This is a genomic window from Coleofasciculus sp. D1-CHI-01 (assembly GCF_040218875.1).
Lineage (GTDB): Bacteria > Cyanobacteriota > Cyanobacteriia > Cyanobacteriales > Coleofasciculaceae > Coleofasciculus.
Genome location: NZ_JAVJQP010000059.1, coordinates 16,535 through 35,533 on the forward strand (window position 1 = coordinate 16,535; position 18,999 = coordinate 35,533).

An 18,999-nucleotide genomic window follows, 5' to 3' on the forward strand; every position below is an offset into this window, starting at 1 on the left:
TCCGACCCAATTGAGTGGATTGGTACTATGATATTGGTGCCAGCAGGTTGCCCCTACAGGGTTATGACGAATGACAAATGACAAAGGACAAAATTTTAGCATTTTGGTTTGGAGAGCCAGATCACCCAGGGTATGGGAAACCGCGTCAGGCTTGGTTTACCAAAAATTTAGCCTTTGATGAAGAGGTGCGATCGCGCTTTTTGGACGAGTATCAACAAGCGGCGACGGGTCAACTCAACCACTGGCAGGAATCGCCTTATAGCTGTCTGGCACTGATTCTACTGTTAGATCAATTTTCCCGCAATATGTTTCGGGGTCAACCTCAAGCCTTTGCGACTGACTCTCAAGCCTTAACCATCGCCCAACATGCGGTGTCACAGGGTTTTGACCAACAAATGCTTCCGGTACAGCGCTGGTTTATTTATATGCCTTATGAACATAGTGAGAACTTAGCACACCAGCGTCGGTGTGTTGAGTTATTTTCCACACTGAAACATGATCCAGATAGTGCCAGTACGATTGATTACGCCTATCGCCATCTCAAGGTAATTGAACGTTTTGGGCGATTTCCCCATCGTAACCCGATTCTAGGTCGAGAAAGTACACCGGAAGAAGTGACATTTCTTAAACAACCCGGTTCCTCATTTTGATCTGCTTTTTGATTGGTGATTGGGGAAGAGGTAATTAGACATGCAAGATTGGTTACATTAATGTGTAGGGGCGGGTTTAGGGATTAACTTTGATCATTCATATTAACTGGAATACAAAACCCGCCCTGCCTATCAATGTCATGAATAAGATTATATTTATTGACCGACGAACAGATTAGAGAAAGGTTTTTGATCAGATAATTATCAATCCATGATTGATTAAGTTAATGTGTAGGGGCGGGTTTAGGGATTAACTTTGATAGTTCATACTAACTGGAATACAAAACCCGCCCTGCCTATAAATGTTATGAATAAGATTATATTTATTGACCGACGAACGGATTAGAGAGCGGGTTTTGACATACATGTTATCGACAGTATCCCAAGTGAACGGCTAAACCCGCCCCGACAGCGGATTTGTAGGAGCAGATGCCCACAGTTTGAGACTTACCGATCGCCTATTTTTTGGGTCCCTGTCTATAAACGTTATGAATAAGATTATATTTATTGACCGACGAACAGATTAGAGAGCGGGTTTTTATATACATGTTATCGACAGTATCCCAAGTGAACGGCTAAACTCGCCCCTACAGCGGATTTGTAGGAGCAGACGTCCACAGTTTGAGACTTGCCGATCGCTTATTTTTTGGGTAACACTGGATCAGGCAATCACAGATAAGGATTAAACTATGCTCGTATTTTTTATTCACGGTGTTGCCACATCCAACGTCAGATATGCCGATCCACTACAACGTCTTATTCAGGAAGAGTTTGACCAAATAGGACAATCTCGTCCCCATTTTTATTCTTGTTTTTGGGCAAATGTCCTAAAAGATGTTGGCAAGATATGGAACTGTATTCATCAAGACTTGCAGGAACTTAAGAAAGAGTATCCCCAAACTAGCCCAGATGATATTTTCCGCTATCGAGAATTTCGCGAAGGATTTCTATCGGAGTTCGGCGGAGATTTTTTAAGTTACCTAAATCCTGAACGGGGTGTTGCTATCAGAAAGCTGATTTTCCAACAGCTAGCCGATTTTCTGACTAAAAATCCTGAAGAAACAGAACTCCATATTATTACTCACTCGCTGGGAAGTGTTATCCTGTGGGATATCTTATTTTCCGATAGATTCAGCACTGAAGACCCAGCTCATGATATTCGAGCTATGATTCATGGCTTGAGCCAATCTGAACCAAGGAGAAAAGTACATCTCAAAAGCATCACAACCATGGGATCACCGATTTTGTTCTTGAATATGATGTTAGAGGTTAGTCCAGATAAACTTAAACAATTTGCAAATCGTGATCAAAACCAAGCGCTAAGATGGCGGAATATCATTCATTCCTCAGATTTGGTTGCTTATCCGCTGCGATCAAGCTTAAATTTCCACCCCTCTGATAACATCTTTTTTCGAGATGAATATATCTCGACTGATGCTAATCTAGCTGAAAAAGTTGCCCGTGCTGTTGGTCAATTTGAAGCAGCACTTGCATTAGGTGTCGCTGATGCTCATGGTTCTTATTGGCATTGTTCTCAAACTGCTAATATAATTACGTCTAATATTCTGGGAAGTCAAGGGATTATCCGAGATGTGATTGAACGTTTAAATAAAGTCCCCGGCATGACCAAAAAAATGTTGGATGATAGTCCGATCGACAGAAGTTTACAGTCGCTCAATTTTCCAGATAGAAGTGGAACCCTATATCTCATTGTCAATCCGGTTCAAGTTCATCATGTTTATGTTTGTGATGATCAAGATAACTGTAAATTTGCTGGATATGTTGGTTGGATGCACACTGATGGATTAAAACAAGAAGTTGAATGGATTAAAATAAATTTGTGCCAAGTTATGGAATAATCCTTATCCTAAGTATAAAAAGGAGCGCTAAATGACACAACGACATTTTCCAGGGAGCAAGTTAGCCACAAGATCCAATGATGACGATGATGACGAAGATCTATTTGAGTATTTCTATGATGAGCCGGGGAGTTTACCGGGAACCTTAAGCATTGATGAGGATGCTTGTCCGTCATTCATCGTTCTGATTGACTACGATGAAAGTCACGCCAATCGGGTAACCAATTTAACCGCAGACGCCTGTACTCCTTATCTGACAAGCGATTCCGTATCTTGGCTGGATATTCAGGGGTTAGGTAGTGAAGATATTTTATTAGGCTTGGGGCGAATTGTGGGGTTACATCCCTTGCTATTGGAGGATGTGGTTAATGTTCCGCAGCGTCCCAAAGTGGAGGATTACAGCGACCAGTTATTAATTATAGCCCAGATGGTCATGCCTAAACCCACAGAAGATGGGTTTTGGATTGAGCAAGTGAGTTTTGTCTTAGGGAAATCCTATTTGCTAACGTTTCAGGAGGAACCAGAACGGGATTGTTTTGAACCAGTACGCGCTCGAATTCGGGGACATAAAGGTAAAATACGGCAAGCGGGTGCGGATTATCTGGCGTATACGCTCTTGGATGCGATCATTGATGGGTTTTTTCCAGTGCTGGAAGACTATGGGGAACGCATCGAAGCATTAGAGGATGAAGTGATTCTCAACCCTAATCACCAAACCCTGGAGAAAATTTACCAGGTTCGGCGGGAATTACTGGCATTACGCCGTTCAATTTGGCCCCAACGCAGTGCGATTAATGCATTAATTCGCGACGGTAGCCATTTGATTAGTTCAGATGTTCGCATTTATCTGCGGGACTGTTATGACCACACGATTCAGGTGTTGGATATGGTAGAAACCTATCGGGAATTGGCGTCGGGTTTGATGGATGTTTACTTGTCCTCCGTCAGCAATAAAATGAATGAGGTGATGAAAGTCTTGACCGTAATGTCAACGGTTTTCATTCCCATCACCTTTATCGCTGGAGTTTATGGGATGAACTTCCAATATATGCCCGAATTAACCTGGCGTTGGGGATACTTTGTCTGTTGGGGCGTGATGATCGCGATCGCGGCGTCTTTATGCTTCTTTTTCTGGCGTCGCGGCTGGTTCGAGGATTCTCGCTTTGCCAAACATGATTAAGGTTGAGTGCTGACGACTAATAACAGATCATGGATTTACTTGCTTTTGTGTATTAATTAGGAGTCTTGGGGTTTATGGATTTTGCGACAGAATTAGCCCGAAATATATTAGTTTTAACCGTTTATTTTATTGTTGTTGCCTTAGTTTTTAACCAAGCCTTTCAGTCCTTAGATAAGCTGGTGAAATTTGAAACCGATGCGGCTCATCTAAATCAAGAGTTGTCAAAATATCAGCTACAGAACTTTCTAGTCGTAAAATTTTCCTTTGCCGATAAATACGAATTGGATGAACTGAAACGATTATCCATGAGTATTGAAAATAAATCCAAAGATGTTTTCGTTGAAATTGATTGGAAACAGTGTTTTATCAGTGATTTCGATAAGCGCATTCGGCGAGCCATCCGCGTAATTCCCGGCAAAAATGAGGCAGCTTCTCAATCACCAAGTACAATTCTTCCGGGTCAAACCCTAAAAGAAGAGATTAGCGATGAAAAGATAGGTTCTCCTCTTGTTTCCCCTAAAAACCTACAAGCAGCGGCTGACAAAAACGACTATTTTTACTTGCGTTTATTCCTAAAGATATCGGAAGCAAATACAAAAGGACGTACCTGCAACCTACGCTGTCAGTTCATCGCCAAAAATCTGTCCTGGCAAAAAGCACTGGTTCTCGCCTTACAACCCAAATAATTACGGTGTTCCGCCCCAATAAATAGCCCACGGCGATTAAAATAGATCACTAAGGAGAGAGTCGGCGCAGGTGGTTGCGGATTCACCCTAGTGGTGAATCTGAGGAAAGTCCGGGCTCCCGAAAGACCAAACTTGCTGGGTAACGCCCAGTGCGGGTGACCGTGAGGATAGTGCCACAGAAACATACCGCCAATTCGTCATCAGTCACCAGTCGTATGTCTATAACCAAGGACATAAGACAAAGGACATAAGATGAATTGGTAAGGGTGCAAAGGTGCGGTAAGAGCGCACCAGCAGCATCGAGAGGTGCTGGCTCGGTAAACCCCGGTTGGGTGCAAGGTCGTTAGGAACTACGGTTGGTCTTTTACCAGTTCCTGCTTAAAGAGCCGCTAGAGGCGTCTGGTAACAGGCGTCCCAGATAGATAACCACCCTCCTAGTGATATAGGAGAACAGAACCCGGCTTACGTCCGACTCTCTCCCTTCTAGTCATAAGTTTATTGTAGGGGCGGGTTTAGGGACTCAAGCTAGCTTGTCACTAGTAACTGAACAACAAAACCCGCCCTTATTCATGGAATCCTCCCCATACATAAATGACAGGGGGTTCCGTCTATCCCCTTACCAATCCGCTTTTTCGATGACCATTGACTCCAGACGACACAAACAACTGCAAAAATTAGTGCAAAAGCTCGGATTACTGGATAATGCGCCTGTTCAATGGGATAAGCTTGACTTGGCGCTGACTCACCCCAGTATGTCCCGTGATGTGAACTATGATCAGTTGGAGTTTGTCGGGGATGCGGTGGTGCGAATGGCTGCTTCAGAGTTATTATTTGAAACCTATCCCAACGCTTCCGTGGGTGACTTTGCGGCAATTCGTTCCGTATTAGTGAGCGATCGCGTCTTGGCTCAATTGGCTCAAGAGTATGGACTGGAGCGATATTTGCTCCTGGCTCCCAGCGCGGCGGCTGATCCGAGGGGTGAGATGTCACGGCTGGCTGACGCCTTTGAAGCGATAGTCGGCGCACTCTATCTGAGTACCCATACCTTAGAATTAATTCGTCCTTGGCTTGATCCTCATTTTCAGCGATTGACTGAAGACATTCTTAAAGATCCTGCCCGCCAAAACTATAAAGATGCTCTCCAAGAATGGACTCAAGCTCACTATAAATCGTTACCCGAATATCGCCTTACCGAAACCAATCCCATTGAGGGAGACGAGAATCGTTTTACTGCCCAAGTTTGGTTTCAAGGTCAACAATTGGGTGAAGGACAAGGGCGCTCTAAAAAAGCGGCAGAACAAGCCGCCGCTAAAGCAGCATTGGCTAAAGTGATTGGTGATTAGTGATTGATCAACTAATCTGTTGGGTCGGTAATTCATAATTTAGAGGGGGCGGGTTTAGTGACATTAGGGTGACAAACAACGATAATAGTGAAACCCGCCCCTACAGATTCAAAATTGCTATGAAGACTAAAATTGCCGTATTGGGAGCAGGACGCTGGGGTACGCATTTGGTGCGGAATTTCGCGTCACATCCAGATGCTCAACTGGTAGCGGTAGTTGATTCCTCTAGGGAACGCTTAACTCAGCTTAAAGAACGGTTGAAACTGAATGACAATGTAGTTCTAGCAGACAATTGGCAATCGATACGTTCCCAGATAGAATGCGATGCGGTGGTGATCGCGACTCCGGCGGTGACTCATTATTCCCTGATTCAAGACGCCTTACAGCAAGGATTCCATGTGCTAGCAGAAAAGCCGTTGACCCTCGATGCGGCTGAATGCCAACAGTTGTCTGATTTAGCCCGTCAACAGCAGCGCCAGTTGATGGTAGATCACACCTATTTATTTCATCCGGCTGTTGAGCAGGGTAAAGCGGTAGTGCAATCGGGATGTTTAGGAGAATTGCGCTATGGCTACGCGGCTCGGACGAATCTAGGACCCGTGCGTCAGGATGTCGATGCGCTGTGGGATTTAGCGATTCATGATATCGCGATCTTCAATACCTGGTTAGGTGAGCAACCTGTGCAAGTTCAAGCCACGGGACGGGTGTGGTTACAACGTCAAGAGGGATCTGTAGGGGCGGGTTTGACCAATAACGTTTCACAAGAAACCGCTAATGTAACTAAACCCGCCCTAGATCAATCGGGGGATGTAGGGGCGGGTTTAACCGATAACGTTTCACAAGAAACCGCTAATGTAACTAAACCCGCCCTTCTTGAGGAACATGATTTAGCCGATTTTGTTTACGTTATTTTGACGTACCCGACGGGTTTTCAGGCATATATTCACTTATGTTGGCTCAACCCAGATAAACAACGGCGTCTAGGAGTAGTGGGGAGTCAAGGAACATTAATTTTTGATGAGATGCAAAATGATGCGCCCCTAACGCTTCAGCATGGGTATTTCGAGCAAAGTGGAGATGTTTTTACGCCTGCGGGTTTACGGCGGGAAGTCATAGAAATCGAGCATCGCGAACCGTTGGCGCAAGTGTGCGATCGCTTTTTGCAGAGCATCCGCGATAATCAACCTGTATCAGTCTCTTCCGGCTGGGTAGCGGCTCAACTGGTGAACATCCTCAGTTGTCTATCCCAGTCTCTCCAACAAGGAGGAACACCGATTAAGGTTCCCCAGTTAGCGGAAAGATAGACAACTTAAAACATTGTGTAGGGTGAGGGGTGTCGGGAAAATTTTAGCCTTCCGTAGCTATTGTGCTAAATTGTTAGTTTTATTTTCCTTGCCTATTGGACAGTAAAATATTAATTAGTTATGAATTTTCCCGTTAATCTCGCCAATTGAATCCTGCTGTTTAGGCAACTCTGTTGATAGTTGTGAGGGTGACTCACTGTCAAGTTGCTCATCTGTATCCTGTCCCTTTGTTTCGACAAGCGGTAAGCTAATGTTCACCGTCGTTCCCTGACCTTCTCCAGCACTAAAAAGGGTAATTGTCCCCCCCATCAATTCGATCAAGTTGCGGGAAATCGCCAGACCGAGACCTGTACCACCATACTTGCGCGTGGTTGACCCATCTACCATGACAAAGGGACGAAATAGTTTAGACTGTTGCACCGGATCGATGCCAATTCCCGTATCTTTTACTGTGACAACAACTTGTGCAGGAAGCAACTCTTCAGTTCCCTGATTTTCAGTGACTTGTCCATTGCTGGGGATAGTGGAGACGTTAGCAACTAAGGTAGAATCATCAGTATTCACCACTGGTTGGGTCTTATCGCTGGCTGTTTCAATCTGTGTACTGACTGTAATACTGCCCGAATCAGTAAATTTGGCTGAATTGCCGATAACATTAATCAGGACTTGCTTTAGTTTAGCGGGATCGGCAAGAACGGGAAGTTTTTCATGCAAGTTTTTTGTGTTGAATTCGAGTCCCTTCGATTTAATAGAGACTGCCTGTAAGTGAATCACTTCATCAATCAGTTGACGCAGATCGATCAATTCAACTTCAACGGAAAGTTTACCTGACTCAAGTTTTGCCAGGTCTAAAACATCATTAATAATATTCAACAAATGAATAGCCGCTTCATCGGCTCGTTGTAAAAAGTCAAGTTCCTCCTCTCGGTCATCACAGAAACCATCTTTGACCAGTCGCAGGCAACCAATAATACCATTGAGAGGAGTTCTCAGTTCGTGGGAGGTCGTGGCGAGAAACTCATTCTTAAGCCGGTTAGCAGCTTGGGCTTCTTTCCAGGCGGCTTCAAGTTCTTCTGCCCAATGTTTGAGCCGCTCAAACATGCCATCCAGGGCTTCGGCTAATTGGTTAATTTCTCGAATTTTGAAGGTATGAGGAATGCGATAATTCGAGTGAAGCTGGGATTCATGCAAGGCGCAATCTCTGAGTTTTTCTAAGGGACGGGCGAGGTCACGGGAAATGTAAATTGTGGCTAAAATACTGGCAGCAATTAAGCCACAGGTGAGGATAAACAGAACTTGGCGGATATCCTGAAGACCGATCAGCGCACTCTCTAAGGGGGTAACAGCGAGAATAATCCATTGCTGGTCAGATTTGCTAATCGGACTTTCAATCGCGGTGTAGCCAGCGACATATTCCTGACCATCCAAGTCAAGATGGATAAAGGACTCACGACCTGCGATCGCGTCTTCGACCAGACTCTCAAGTCTTGAAGAATCCAGTTCTTGGTTGATATTGCGTCCCACTTCCTGGGCGATGGGATGCACCAGAATTTTACCCGCTTGGGTAATCACCACGGGTTCACCAGATAGGGAACCCGGCTTGATAGATTTGGATTGGAGTAAGGTTGAGCATAAGCTCAAAGCATATTGGAGTTGACCCTCAGCGTTATAAACGGGCGCACTCAACAGAAGTGGGAGTTGACTTTTGTCCTCGTTGGCTTCAGCTTCCTTTGTAGCAGGGGTTGAGGGTGCTAGCGGAGGTAGCACTGTAACATCAATTTGAGACGGATCGACAGAGACCTCACCTTGCTGGCTAGACCATTGCGATATCACTTGCTGACTGACGGGTAAGGATTGATTACAGGTACTGCTCACAATATCTTGAGTCTGGATATCACTCAACTGCACGCAATTGATCGGGGTGGGGAGTTGTTGAGCCAGTTGGTTGATAAATTGTTGATAGCCTGTCGATGACTGAGATCGAAAGACGATGGCTTGGCTAGCGGTCAGCAGGTTGGCTTGTAACGCTGAGATAGCCTCTTGAATGCTTTCCCCTTTTCTCACAGCACTTTCGGTTAAATTTTGACGCGCTGTGTCTAGAAGCGTTGAGCGTGCTTTTCTGTAGGTCACATAAACTCCCAAGAGTAACACTGGCACGCTGAGCAACAACAGGCGTGACAGCAAAACACGACGAAAGGAAGATTGACCTGGCTTAGCCATAAGATACGCTGGTGTGATTACAGAAGAAAAGGTGGTAGAAAGAGTAATCGTTAATACAGTTTACGAGTCACCGAGTTTCCTTGAAAACCCCTTATCTCTATCCTAGAACGATTCAAAACCTCTTTCGATGGTTTTGATAGAGTGGCAGACATGCAGACAATCCTAGGGTGAATTGCGCCAAAATAGTTATCATTCTTTTTCTTGCCCTAGACAACTATGCTGGAAACGTCTGCTATCAATCGACCCCATACCACAGTCGTTCTGGCAATGAGTGCCGATGGCAAGATTGCGGACTTGACGCGATCGCCTGCCCGATTCTCATCGCCTGCGGATCAAGCCCATCTGGAAAATCAGGTGGCATTAGCGGATGGTGTTTTGTTCGGTGCAGGAACTCTCCGGGCTTATGGTACCACTCGCAGCGTCTCAAATCCCCAGTTACAGCAGCAGCGTAAACAACGGGGCTTACCCATCCAACCCGTGCAGATTGTTTGCTCCCGTCTAGCTCAATTCGATCCACAATTACGCTTTTTTCGCCAAAATCTACCCCGTTGGCTGTTGACGACAGAGGCAGGTGCTAAATCATGGCAGGATAAATCTAATTATTTTGAGCGAATTTTGGTGGTGAATGCCTCTAACGAGGGGATAAATTGGCATGAGGCTTATCAACAGCTGAACCAATTGGGCATCCAACGGCTTGCTGTCTTAGGGGGGGGTAACTTAGTGGCATCTCTACTTGCGGCTGATTTAATCGATGAACTCTGGTTCACAGTTTGTCCCCTGATTTTAGGGGGTGCAGCCGCCCCAACGTCCGTTCAGGGGGCTGGTTTTTCGCAGCAATTGGCGAAGCGTTTAGAACTTTTGGCGGTTGAGAGGATTGACCAAGAGTTATTTCTGCACTATCGGTTGTTGAGGGAATGAGAGATGGGGGAGTAGTAGAGACGTTGCATGCAACGTCTCTACTATTGCACTTAAATAAAGGGCGGGTTTTGTAGCCAAGCTAGGGAAAACAACCAATATTAGTCCCTAAACCCGCCCCTACAAATTCACGCGCCATGCCCTCGAAGGTGGTGAAGGGTCAAAACTCTCTTCCAAGCTCTTTAATTTTGGCAATTCATCTCACGTCAATCGCTCAAAATAAATTCTATTATGTTAACTTATGTAAATAACCCCTCCGTACCTTACCAATGACATAGAGCAAATTGCAAATAACGATCTTCACCGTTCATTCCAATAGTGCAGACCTAATTATAGATTTTCCCAATGGTTCACCAACCACAGACTGACTATTCCGTTAACTGGGTTAACCGGATGGCTGATATTCCCCAAGCCGCTTGGGATGCCCTTGCCCAACCCCTGAAAACACCATTTCTGGAATGGGATTGGTTGAATAATTTAGAAACATCGGGAAGTGCGACGTCTAAAACTGGCTGGTTGCCCAATCACCTAACAGTATGGCAAAACCGACAGCTTATTGCGGCTGCGCCCTTCTATATTAAAGGTCATAGCTATGGAGAATTTGTCTTTGACCACCAATGGGCAGATCTATCCCATCGTTTAGGCGTTCGCTACTATCCCAAACTGTTAGGAATGACGCCGTTTACCCCAGCAGGCGGGTATCGATTTTTAATTGCACCTGGAGAAGATGAAGATGAACTCACTGAGATTATGGTGAGTGCTATTGATCACTTTTGCGGGAATAACCGGATTAGTGGCTGTCATTTTCTCTTTGTTGACCCTGAATGGCGACAGGTGATGGAACGCCATGGTTTTACAAGCTGGTTGCATCACAGTTATATTTGGCAGGATAAAGGGTTTAGTAGCTTCGATGATTATCTGAGTATCTTTAACGCCAATCAGCGGCGTAATATTAAGCGGGAACGTAAAGCGGTGACTAAAGCCGGACTGCGTTTGGTTCCTTTAGTTGGGGATGATATTCCCAAATCCTTATTTCCCCTGATTTATAACTTCTATAGCAGCACCTGCGATAAGTTTTTTTGGGGCAGTAAGTATCTGACGCGCCAGTTTTTTGAACAGTTGTATCCCGACTATCGTCATCGTGTGGTATTGGTGGCGGCTTATCGAGAGGATGATGACCGACATCCCGTGGGGATGTCGTTTTGTATTAATAAGGGTGATCAGTTGTATGGGCGCTATTGGGGCTGTTTTGAGGAATATGATTGCCTGCATTTCGATGCTTGCTATTACACCCCGATACAATGGGCGATCGCGAATGGGGTTAAGATGTTTGATCCAGGTGCTGGGGGACGCCACAAGAGACGGCGAGGATTTCCCGCGACACCGAATCACAGTCTGCACCGATTTTATAATCAACGCCTGATGCAAATTTTGCGCCACTATATAGGTGAGGTGAATGAAATGGAACAGGAAGAAATCGATGCGATCAATAATGATTTACCGTTTAGCAAACGAGATATTCAATTTTTGGTTCAGGAGTGATAAGTAGCCGGACTTTCATTAAAGTTAATGGTTGAGATTAGGGAACACCTCGACTTCGCTCGGTGTTTCACAGGGAACACCTCGAACCTTCGACAGGACTTCGGCTCCGCTCAGTAACACGCTCGGTGTGTCACAGGGAACAGTAAGGATTTGAGATTTCCCTCTACCTTCTTCAACATGTCCAAGCACGATAGTATTCAAGAAGGGAAGCATTGAGCCAAAATCAAGATGAACCAAACAGTAGAAGACCTGCGTACTATTGATGACAAACTGTCTAAACGAGAGATTGCACTTGATCCCGGTGGATATTTTATTATCTACCTCGACCGGGATGCACAGTTAATTTGTGCCAAACATTTCACCAATGTGATTGATGATCGCGGTTTAGCCGTTGACCCTGAAACCGGGAAACCGATTCCCGCACGAGGTAAGGTTGAACGGACTCATACGACTTTGTTTACAGGTAGAACCGCCAAGGAACTTTGTGTGGTGATTTTTGAGCAAACCCAGCCCTGTCCAGTCACGATGTTGGATCATGCGGCTTATTTAGGACGGGAGTTTATGCGGGCTGAGTATGCTTTAATTTCTGGACAGGAGTATGTTCAGGATTAGTGCCTTACAGCAAAAGCTTCTGATCATCTCTTAGAGAACAGGGAACAGGGAACAGGGAACAGGGAACAGTAACAAATGACAAACTTAACCAGAGAAGCCCTGATAAAAGAAGTAGGTTGCCATCGGTACCACTGTCGCGACAACCAATAGTACAACAACCCAGATGGTCGAGTTTTTGGTGTCAGTTTCTTCTGCGCTGGTAAATGTGCCTTCAACCTGAACCGTTTCTTCGACAACCGGAGGACCGGGATCAGGTTGACCCGATAGCACAGCCACTAAGCGATCGCTAGCCTCTAAAAAAGACTTATTGTACTTGTTACCCTCCCGCAAGGGGACTGTCATTGTTGCCGAGGCGACACTCTCGGCAATTTCGTCGGGCATAATTGACTTGACGTCTTCCCCAGTGACAATGGCAGTATTATTGGTCAGGGTATCGATCAGCAGCAAGGTTTGATTCGCTTGGGCTTCCGGTGTCGGATACCATTTTTTGAATAGGGCTTTAGCAAAGCTGTCTACGGTTTCACCGTAGTCTAAACGGCGAACCGTCACAAATCTGACTTCCTTGTCGGTTTTCTGGGCTAAGTCTTCCAAGCTTTTGCTCAACTTGCCTTCACTCAGGCGGCTGAGTACGTCGGCTTGATCAATCACCCATGTTGGTTCACCCGCGTTGACATTGGGCATTTGGTAGACGTTTATAGCGTTGGCAGGTGTAGTCACCAATCCGCTAACTAAAACGCCCAGTAATAGCGGTAGTATTAGACGTTTCAGGTTTTTGTATAGTTGATTGAAGATGTGTCTCATTTACTGACTCTTGAGATGACTGTTTTTTTCAAAATACTACACTCTAGTGAACGACCGACATCTAGCTCATGTCTTGACATATAACCATAGTTGTGCATTCAACTTAAGTTACTGATTTCTCCAAGAAGTCAGGGGTTTTGGTCGCTGGACGTAGACGATGATTCGCGCCGATTACTCCCTAGGGACACGGCAGTGTTATATCCTTAATCTATAACTAATTTGATGAAGTTTTTTAAAGGTCTTCCCATATTGTGTCATGGGATTACCCCTCTCTGCTTACAATGTTAAGTCAGGTATTTTTGTAAACATTCAGAGTGAGAGGCAACATCTAGATGGCAGATGCAAGAAATATGGAAATGGTAAAGCCCTACCATGGAGACCCCTTTGTGGGTCATTTATCGACTCCAATCAGCGATTCGGCGTTTACCCGGGCATTCATTGGCAACCTGCCAGCTTACCGCAAAGGGCTATCCCCATTCCTACGCGGTTTGGAAATTGGCATGGCTCATGGTTACTTCTTAGTTGGTCCTGAAGTTGTGTTTGGCGCACTGCGGGATTACCCAGAAGCGCGTTATCTAGGCGGCTTAGTCACTGCTTTGGTTATCGTGTTACTGGGAACCGCCGGAATGGCAGCTTGGGGATTAGTGTCGCTCAAAAGCGCCGCCGAAAGCGCTCCGAGTACAGAACGACTCAAAACGTCTGAAGGCTGGAGTGAATTTGCAGGTGGATTCTTTGTTGGAGGTATGGGAGGCGCTTTCGTGGCTTACTTCCTCCTGGAAAATTTTGAGACAGTGGATGCCATTTTCCGGGGTTTTGTGAATAACTAACTCCACTGGGTTCACAAATTGAGTAATATTTGTCTTGGACTCTTGTAAATTTAGATAGGACAATTTGACATGACTGGTTCTTATGCAGCTTCGTTCTTGCCTTGGATTCTGATTCCCGTCGTTTGTTGGCTGATGCCTGCTGTACTGATGGGACTTCTGTTTATTTACATCGAAAGTGACGCATAACAACTCCACACCCCGACTCTCACGAGTACAGTGTGGGCTTCTAGAGGAGCCTTTGCGATTAAGTTAAGTGTGAGGCTTCTCGCCGAATAAGCTAAAAACCTAGATTAATGGGGAGAGCTGGAATTCCTAAGCCTGAGTTCACAACTGGGTTGGGAATATACAGCCTCCCCCTTGTTGTTGAGAAATCTTGGGTAGGCACGAAGGGGGAGCTGGGGAAGCTGCTTACTTTTTACGGTAAGTAGTCGGTTTTCATTAAAGTTAACGGTTGAGATTAGGCAACAGTAAGGGTTTGAGGCTTGTTAACATTTCTTAGTACAGGGTACAGAATTTATGTCTAGGTACTTATGTGACGCCACGATTTAATTTTTAACTTCTCCTTAAACACTTCGTTCAAGGACATGGTTCGAGAACGTGGCGCATAAGTGTGTAGGGGCGGGTTTCACTACTATCTTTTCCTTTGTACCCAAATGTAACTAAACCCGCCCATACTTGCCCTAAAAATATTGATTTTTCAAAGTTTATAATATTTTTTGAAAAGCTGATATAGCGGAGATTTTAATGGCTAAGGGTATAATTGTTGCCTGATTAAATAAAAAGCGTATTATTAGCCATTCAATGCCTGAAATAAATATTGTAAATAAACATAAAATAAAGCTTTGTTGAAATCGAAATACTAATCGTTTTTATTGACATATTCACAGCAGAAACCGCTATTATCTCCTTGAGCAATAGTTGTAGCGTTATTCTAGAATAGAGTATAATACTAATGGAAGTAAACCTGCTTTCATTTGGGATTCATCTCACCGTCATAATCTTTGATTTGACGGGAGCATTCTTACCGGATCTCGTTAAATCATGACGTAAGTTACACAAGGAGTTTTCATGAGTAACACAAGTAACTTTCGCCAAGCCATGCGTAATGCACAGGGTCAAGCCCTAGTCGGACCCAATGTGATAGCCAATGCTCTGCCCTACGTCGGCGGTGGATTGGTTTTAACGGCTGTCGGGACTTATGGTGGTTTGAATGTCCTTACCACCAACCCAGGGTTATTCATGCCTACCTTCTGGGTTGCCCTGATTGCTGAATTAGTCCTATTCTTCGTCGCTCGTGGTGTGGCGGAGAAAGGCAATAACAGTGCAGCATTGCCTCTGTTGGCGACCTATAGCCTGCTGTCAGGCTACACCCTCAGTGGTATCGTCTATGTTGCCCTCGGCACTTCAGGCGTAGGAATTCCAGGGATTGGAATCGCCGCTCTCGGTTGTGGTGTCACGTTTGTCGCTGCCCGTCAAATTGGCTCGAATCTCTCCGACCAAGATGGGATGGCGTTAACCCAAACCGTGCAACTGGGTATCATTGCCTTGTTGGTGGTGTTGGTGGGTCAGCTCGCCTTGAGCTTTTTTGGCGTTTATACCCCTAGCTGGCTAGAAATTGGCATCTCTGGCATTGGCGTTTTACTATTTGTTGGTGCGGCGGTGGTGGATTTCTATATCTTGCCCCGCACCTATCGCAATGATCAGTATCTGCCAGCCGCATTATCGATGTACTTGACCTACATCAACCTGTTTATCTTTATTTTGCGGTTGCTGATTGCCTTTAATCGCGACTAATTGACTCACCTTATCCCACGCTTTAAAATGCGTGGGATACCTGTCATTGGTCTGATGTAATTAAATTTTCTGATTACAATTGATAAAGGGTAGTAAAGTACCAAAATCAAGAAACATGGAAGTTTTAGAGATTAAACGCGAAGTCGAAACCTTGTCCCTTCGCCTGGGAAAAACCCAGGACTATCTTTGACGTACCAGCACTGACTGCCAAAATTAAAGACCTAGAGCAACAAGCGGCTCAACCGGATTTTTGGGATGACCAAAGCTTCGCTCAGCGAACCCTGCAAAAGCTGAATGACCTGAAATTGAATCTCCAGCAGTACCAGCAGTGGAAAGGTAATCTAGAGGATGCGAAAGCGGTTCTGGAATTGCTGGAATTGGAAACCGACGAAGGACTGCTGCAAGAAGCCCAAACTAATGTAGTCAAGCTGAATCGCGAACTTGACCGTTGGGAACTAGAACAGCTACTATCGGGTCCTTATGACGCCAATGGTGCGGTACTAGCGATTAATGCTGGGGCGGGCGGAACGGATGCCCAAGATTGGGCAGAAATGCTGCTGCGAATGTATACCCGTTGGGCAGAAAGTCAAGGGTATAAAGTGCAGTTGGCAGAACTCTCAGAAGGGGATGAAGCGGGAATTAAGTCAGCCACCCTAGAAATTCAGGGACTCCGCGCCTATGGCTATTTGAAAGCTGAGAAAGGAACTCACCGACTGGTGCGAATTTCTCCCTATAACGCCAACGGGAAACGGCAAACCAGTTTTGCGGGTGTGGAAGTGATGCCCATCCTGAACGAGGATGTAGACCTAGATATACCTGAAACGGATTTAGAGATTACCACCTCTCGTTCTGGGGGTAAGGGCGGTCAAAATGTCAATAAAGTTGAAACCGCCGTTCGGGTTAAGCATATTCCCACAGACATTGCCGTGCGCTGTACCCAGGAGCGATCGCAACTCCAAAATAAGGAAAAAGCCCTCGCCCTGCTGAAAGCCAAGCTATTGGTGATTGCACAAGAACAACGCGCTCAGGAAATTGCCGAAATCCGAGGCGATATGGTGGAAGCCGCTTGGGGGAATCAAATTCGCAATTATGTCTTCCATCCTTACCAGTTGGTGAAAGACTTGCGGACGAATGTGGAAACCACAGGCGTTGATGATGTCCTGAATGGGACGCTCGATCCCTTCATCGAAGCCTACCTACGTCAGGAAAATCAATTGACCTGATCGGTTGGCAGAGAGAGGGGAGATGGGGGAGATGGGGGAGATGAGGGAGATGGGGGAGATGAGGGAGATGGGGGAGATGGGGGAGATGGGGGAGATGGGGGAGATGAGGGAGATGGGGAAGATGGGGGAGATGAGGGAGATCAGGGAGATGGGGGAGATGAGGGAGTAAACGAATGACGAATGACAAATGACAAATGACAAATGACGAAGCACCAGTTACAACTATGGGCAGATTTTTCGGGCAACCTTGATTAGCACTCCTACCCCTTAACCCTGACTTCAGGTAGAAGTAATCCTCTAATGAAAATTAGTAAGCTTGTTATTGAGTGTGCATCATTTTTCCGCCCTCTCAGACATCTGAGGTGGATTAGTGAGGCGCTAAACCCTAGCTTTAAAACCTAACGATCATCAAGTTATATAAATTGCCACTAAGCTGTTCGGCATTTAAACCTTAATGTCAATAATGGCGAGATCGTTGGTGTGCGTTAAGCGAAGCCATGCCGCAGGCTTTGCATATTGCTCGCTACTAATACCCAACTGAAGGGGTGACAGCTTATCAAACCATTGGCATCTTGCATGACTGCAAGTAACTAACGAGGATATAAAATCATAATGGCTAATAATCCAATTTTCAAAATTAAAGAATACGGTCAAAGTATCTGGATGGATTATCTGGATCGCCAGCTAATCGAATCCGGTGAACTGAAAAACAAGATTGAGACTCGTGGAATCAGCGGGATTACCTCAAATCCCAAGTCCTTTGCTAAGGCGGTGTCGAATAACCGCGTCTACGACAGCGATATCGAAGCGGGGATCAAAGGCGGAAAATCTACATCAGAGATTTACGAATCCCTGATCTTTGAAGATATTCGCAACGCCTGCGATATTTTCCGCCCTATCTACGACGAGTCTGGCGGAACCGATGGCTTTGTTAGTATTGAAGTCTCCCCTCACTTAGCGCGGGATACCCAACGCACGGTTGAAGAAGCCCGACGCTTTTTCCGCGCCATTGACCGGGATAATGTGTTTATTAAAATTCCGGGGACGAAAGAGGGATTCCCGGCGATCGAACAGGCAATTTCTGAGGGGATTAATGTTAATATCACCCTCCTGTTTTCCGTGAAGAGTTATGTGGAATCGGCTTGGGCTTATGTTCGTGGGTTAGAAGCACGAGTTGCCGCAGGTAAACCGATTGAGAATATTGCTTCAGTAGCGAGTTTCTTTCTGAGTCGTATTGATACTAAGGTTGATAATCGTATTGATGAGAGACTCAAACAGATCGGTACTGAGGAATTGAATGAAGAAGCCCGCTTACGGGAACTGAAAGGAAAAGTCGCGATCGCGAATGCGAAGGTTGCCTATCAACGGTTTAAGGAAATTTTCGAGAGCGATCGCTTTAAAGCCTTAGCTGAACAAGGGGCAAATATACAGCGGGTTCTCTGGGCAAGTACCAGCACCAAAAATCCGGACTACAGCGATGTCATGTATGTGAATGAGTTGATTGGTCCGAATACGGTGAATACTCTACCCCCGGATACGATTGAAGCTTGTGCTGATCATGCTGATGTCGCCCCCAATCGGGTAGAAACTGAAGCTGATAAAGCGCAGAAGACGCTGGAAAGTCTGGCTGAATCCGATATCCAGATCGACTATGACCAAGTAATGGCAGAACTGGTTGAGGAAGGGATTGAAAAATTTGCTAAACCCTTTGATTCGTTGATGCAATCGATTGAAGAGAAAGCTGAACAGCTTACGCCAGCTTAATGTTAGGTCATCCATTCGTATCCTAGAGGCGAAGCATTCCCTAAACCCGCCCCTACAGATGCAAACGTCAAAACCTAAACAAAGGGCGGGTTTTGTACAAACGTTATCATTAACAACCAAACGAATGTCCCTAAACCCGCCCCTACATATGTAAACGTCAAACTTAAACAAAGGGCGGGTTTTGTACAAACGTTATCATTAACAACCAAACGAATGTCCCTAAACCCGCCCCTACAGATGCAACCGTCAAACTTAAACAAAGGGCGGGTTTTGTACAAA

General features: G+C 45.4%; 17 protein-coding genes and 1 other RNA gene. 16 read left to right on the forward strand and 2 right to left on the reverse strand.

The features are described from left to right. Positions 1–77: 77 nt before the first annotated feature. The 7 genes from RIB93_RS11835 (at position 78) to RIB93_RS11865 (ending at position 7,022) form a co-directional block, all read left to right on the forward strand. On the forward strand, positions 78–650 hold the full coding sequence (locus RIB93_RS11835; RefSeq protein ID WP_446372971.1) for a DUF924 family protein: 573 nt from the start codon (positions 78–80) through the stop codon (positions 648–650). 689 nt (positions 651–1,339) lie between these two features. Further along, positions 1,340–2,509, forward strand: coding sequence for a hypothetical protein (locus RIB93_RS11840; RefSeq protein WP_446372972.1), 1,170 nt, complete (start codon positions 1,340–1,342; stop codon positions 2,507–2,509). A 31-nt stretch (positions 2,510–2,540) separates the two neighbouring features. Beyond that, positions 2,541–3,689 carry a magnesium/cobalt transporter CorA gene (gene corA / locus RIB93_RS11845; RefSeq protein WP_446372973.1) on the forward strand — a complete coding sequence of 383 codons (1,149 nt, stop codon included), beginning with the start codon at positions 2,541–2,543 and terminating at the stop codon, positions 3,687–3,689. A 74-nt stretch (positions 3,690–3,763) separates the two neighbouring features. Continuing rightward, the gene (locus tag RIB93_RS11850) at positions 3,764–4,375 is read left to right on the forward strand and encodes a hypothetical protein (RefSeq protein ID WP_446372974.1); all 612 of its coding nucleotides are present in this window, start codon (positions 3,764–3,766) and stop codon (positions 4,373–4,375) included. A 56-nt stretch (positions 4,376–4,431) separates the two neighbouring features. After that, positions 4,432–4,856, forward strand: an RNA gene (rnpB, locus tag RIB93_RS11855) — RNase P RNA component class A. Between the two features lie 154 nt (positions 4,857–5,010). Then, positions 5,011–5,718: a ribonuclease III gene (rnc, locus tag RIB93_RS11860; RefSeq protein WP_446372975.1), complete on the forward strand. Its 708-nt coding sequence runs from the start codon at positions 5,011–5,013 to the stop codon at positions 5,716–5,718. Between the two features lie 119 nt (positions 5,719–5,837). Next, a complete protein-coding gene (locus RIB93_RS11865; protein WP_446372976.1) occupies positions 5,838–7,022 on the forward strand; it encodes a Gfo/Idh/MocA family protein in 1,185 nt (394 codons plus the stop codon). 114 nt (positions 7,023–7,136) lie between these two features. Here RIB93_RS11865 and RIB93_RS11870 read toward each other — a convergent pair whose 3' ends face one another. Continuing rightward, positions 7,137–9,242: a sensor histidine kinase gene (locus RIB93_RS11870; RefSeq protein ID WP_446372977.1), complete on the reverse strand. Its 2,106-nt coding sequence runs from the start codon at positions 9,240–9,242 to the stop codon at positions 7,137–7,139. 216 nt (positions 9,243–9,458) lie between these two features. Between RIB93_RS11870 and RIB93_RS11875 the strand changes: the two genes are divergently transcribed. The 3 genes from RIB93_RS11875 (at position 9,459) to RIB93_RS11885 (ending at position 12,311) form a co-directional block, all read left to right on the forward strand. Continuing rightward, the gene (locus RIB93_RS11875) at positions 9,459–10,160 is read left to right on the forward strand and encodes a RibD family protein (protein WP_446372978.1); all 702 of its coding nucleotides are present in this window, start codon (positions 9,459–9,461) and stop codon (positions 10,158–10,160) included. Between the two features lie 342 nt (positions 10,161–10,502). Next, a complete protein-coding gene (locus RIB93_RS11880; RefSeq protein ID WP_446372979.1) occupies positions 10,503–11,699 on the forward strand; it encodes a GNAT family N-acetyltransferase in 1,197 nt (398 codons plus the stop codon). A 228-nt stretch (positions 11,700–11,927) separates the two neighbouring features. Further along, positions 11,928–12,311: a DUF4346 domain-containing protein gene (locus tag RIB93_RS11885; RefSeq protein ID WP_446372980.1), complete on the forward strand. Its 384-nt coding sequence runs from the start codon at positions 11,928–11,930 to the stop codon at positions 12,309–12,311. Between the two features lie 84 nt (positions 12,312–12,395). On the opposite strand, the gene psb32 is transcribed toward RIB93_RS11885, so the two are convergent. Continuing rightward, on the reverse strand, positions 12,396–13,112 hold the full coding sequence (psb32, locus tag RIB93_RS11890; RefSeq protein ID WP_446372981.1) for a photosystem II repair protein Psb32: 717 nt from the start codon (positions 13,110–13,112) through the stop codon (positions 12,396–12,398). Positions 13,113–13,444: 332 nt separating this feature from the next. Between psb32 and RIB93_RS11895 the strand changes: the two genes are divergently transcribed. The 6 genes from RIB93_RS11895 to tal all read left to right on the forward strand — a co-directional run bounded on the left by RIB93_RS11895 (position 13,445) and on the right by tal (position 18,720). Continuing rightward, entirely contained in the window at positions 13,445–13,939 is a 495-nt protein-coding gene (locus tag RIB93_RS11895) for a photosystem I reaction center protein subunit XI (protein ID WP_446372982.1), read from the forward strand. 69 nt (positions 13,940–14,008) lie between these two features. Then, positions 14,009–14,125 carry a photosystem I reaction center subunit VIII gene (locus tag RIB93_RS11900; protein ID WP_446372983.1) on the forward strand — a complete coding sequence of 39 codons (117 nt, stop codon included), beginning with the start codon at positions 14,009–14,011 and terminating at the stop codon, positions 14,123–14,125. A gap of 882 nt (positions 14,126–15,007) precedes the next feature. Next, positions 15,008–15,733 carry a Bax inhibitor-1/YccA family protein gene (locus RIB93_RS11905; protein ID WP_446372984.1) on the forward strand — a complete coding sequence of 242 codons (726 nt, stop codon included), beginning with the start codon at positions 15,008–15,010 and terminating at the stop codon, positions 15,731–15,733. 115 nt (positions 15,734–15,848) lie between these two features. Then, positions 15,849–16,956 (forward strand): peptide chain release factor 2 gene (gene prfB, locus RIB93_RS11910; protein ID WP_446372985.1). Its coding sequence is split into 2 segments (ribosomal slippage): positions 15,849–15,920 and positions 15,922–16,956, totalling 1,107 coding nucleotides; the frame shifts between segments, so codons are not numbered across the junction. A 22-nt stretch (positions 16,957–16,978) separates the two neighbouring features. Continuing rightward, positions 16,979–17,125, forward strand: a complete 147-nt coding sequence (locus RIB93_RS11915) for a hypothetical protein (protein WP_446372986.1) — start codon at positions 16,979–16,981, stop codon at positions 17,123–17,125. A 443-nt stretch (positions 17,126–17,568) separates the two neighbouring features. Continuing rightward, positions 17,569–18,720 (forward strand): transaldolase, encoded by a 1,152-nt coding sequence (tal, locus tag RIB93_RS11920; RefSeq protein ID WP_446372987.1) that lies wholly within the window; start codon positions 17,569–17,571, stop codon positions 18,718–18,720. Positions 18,721–18,999 lie beyond the last annotated feature (279 nt).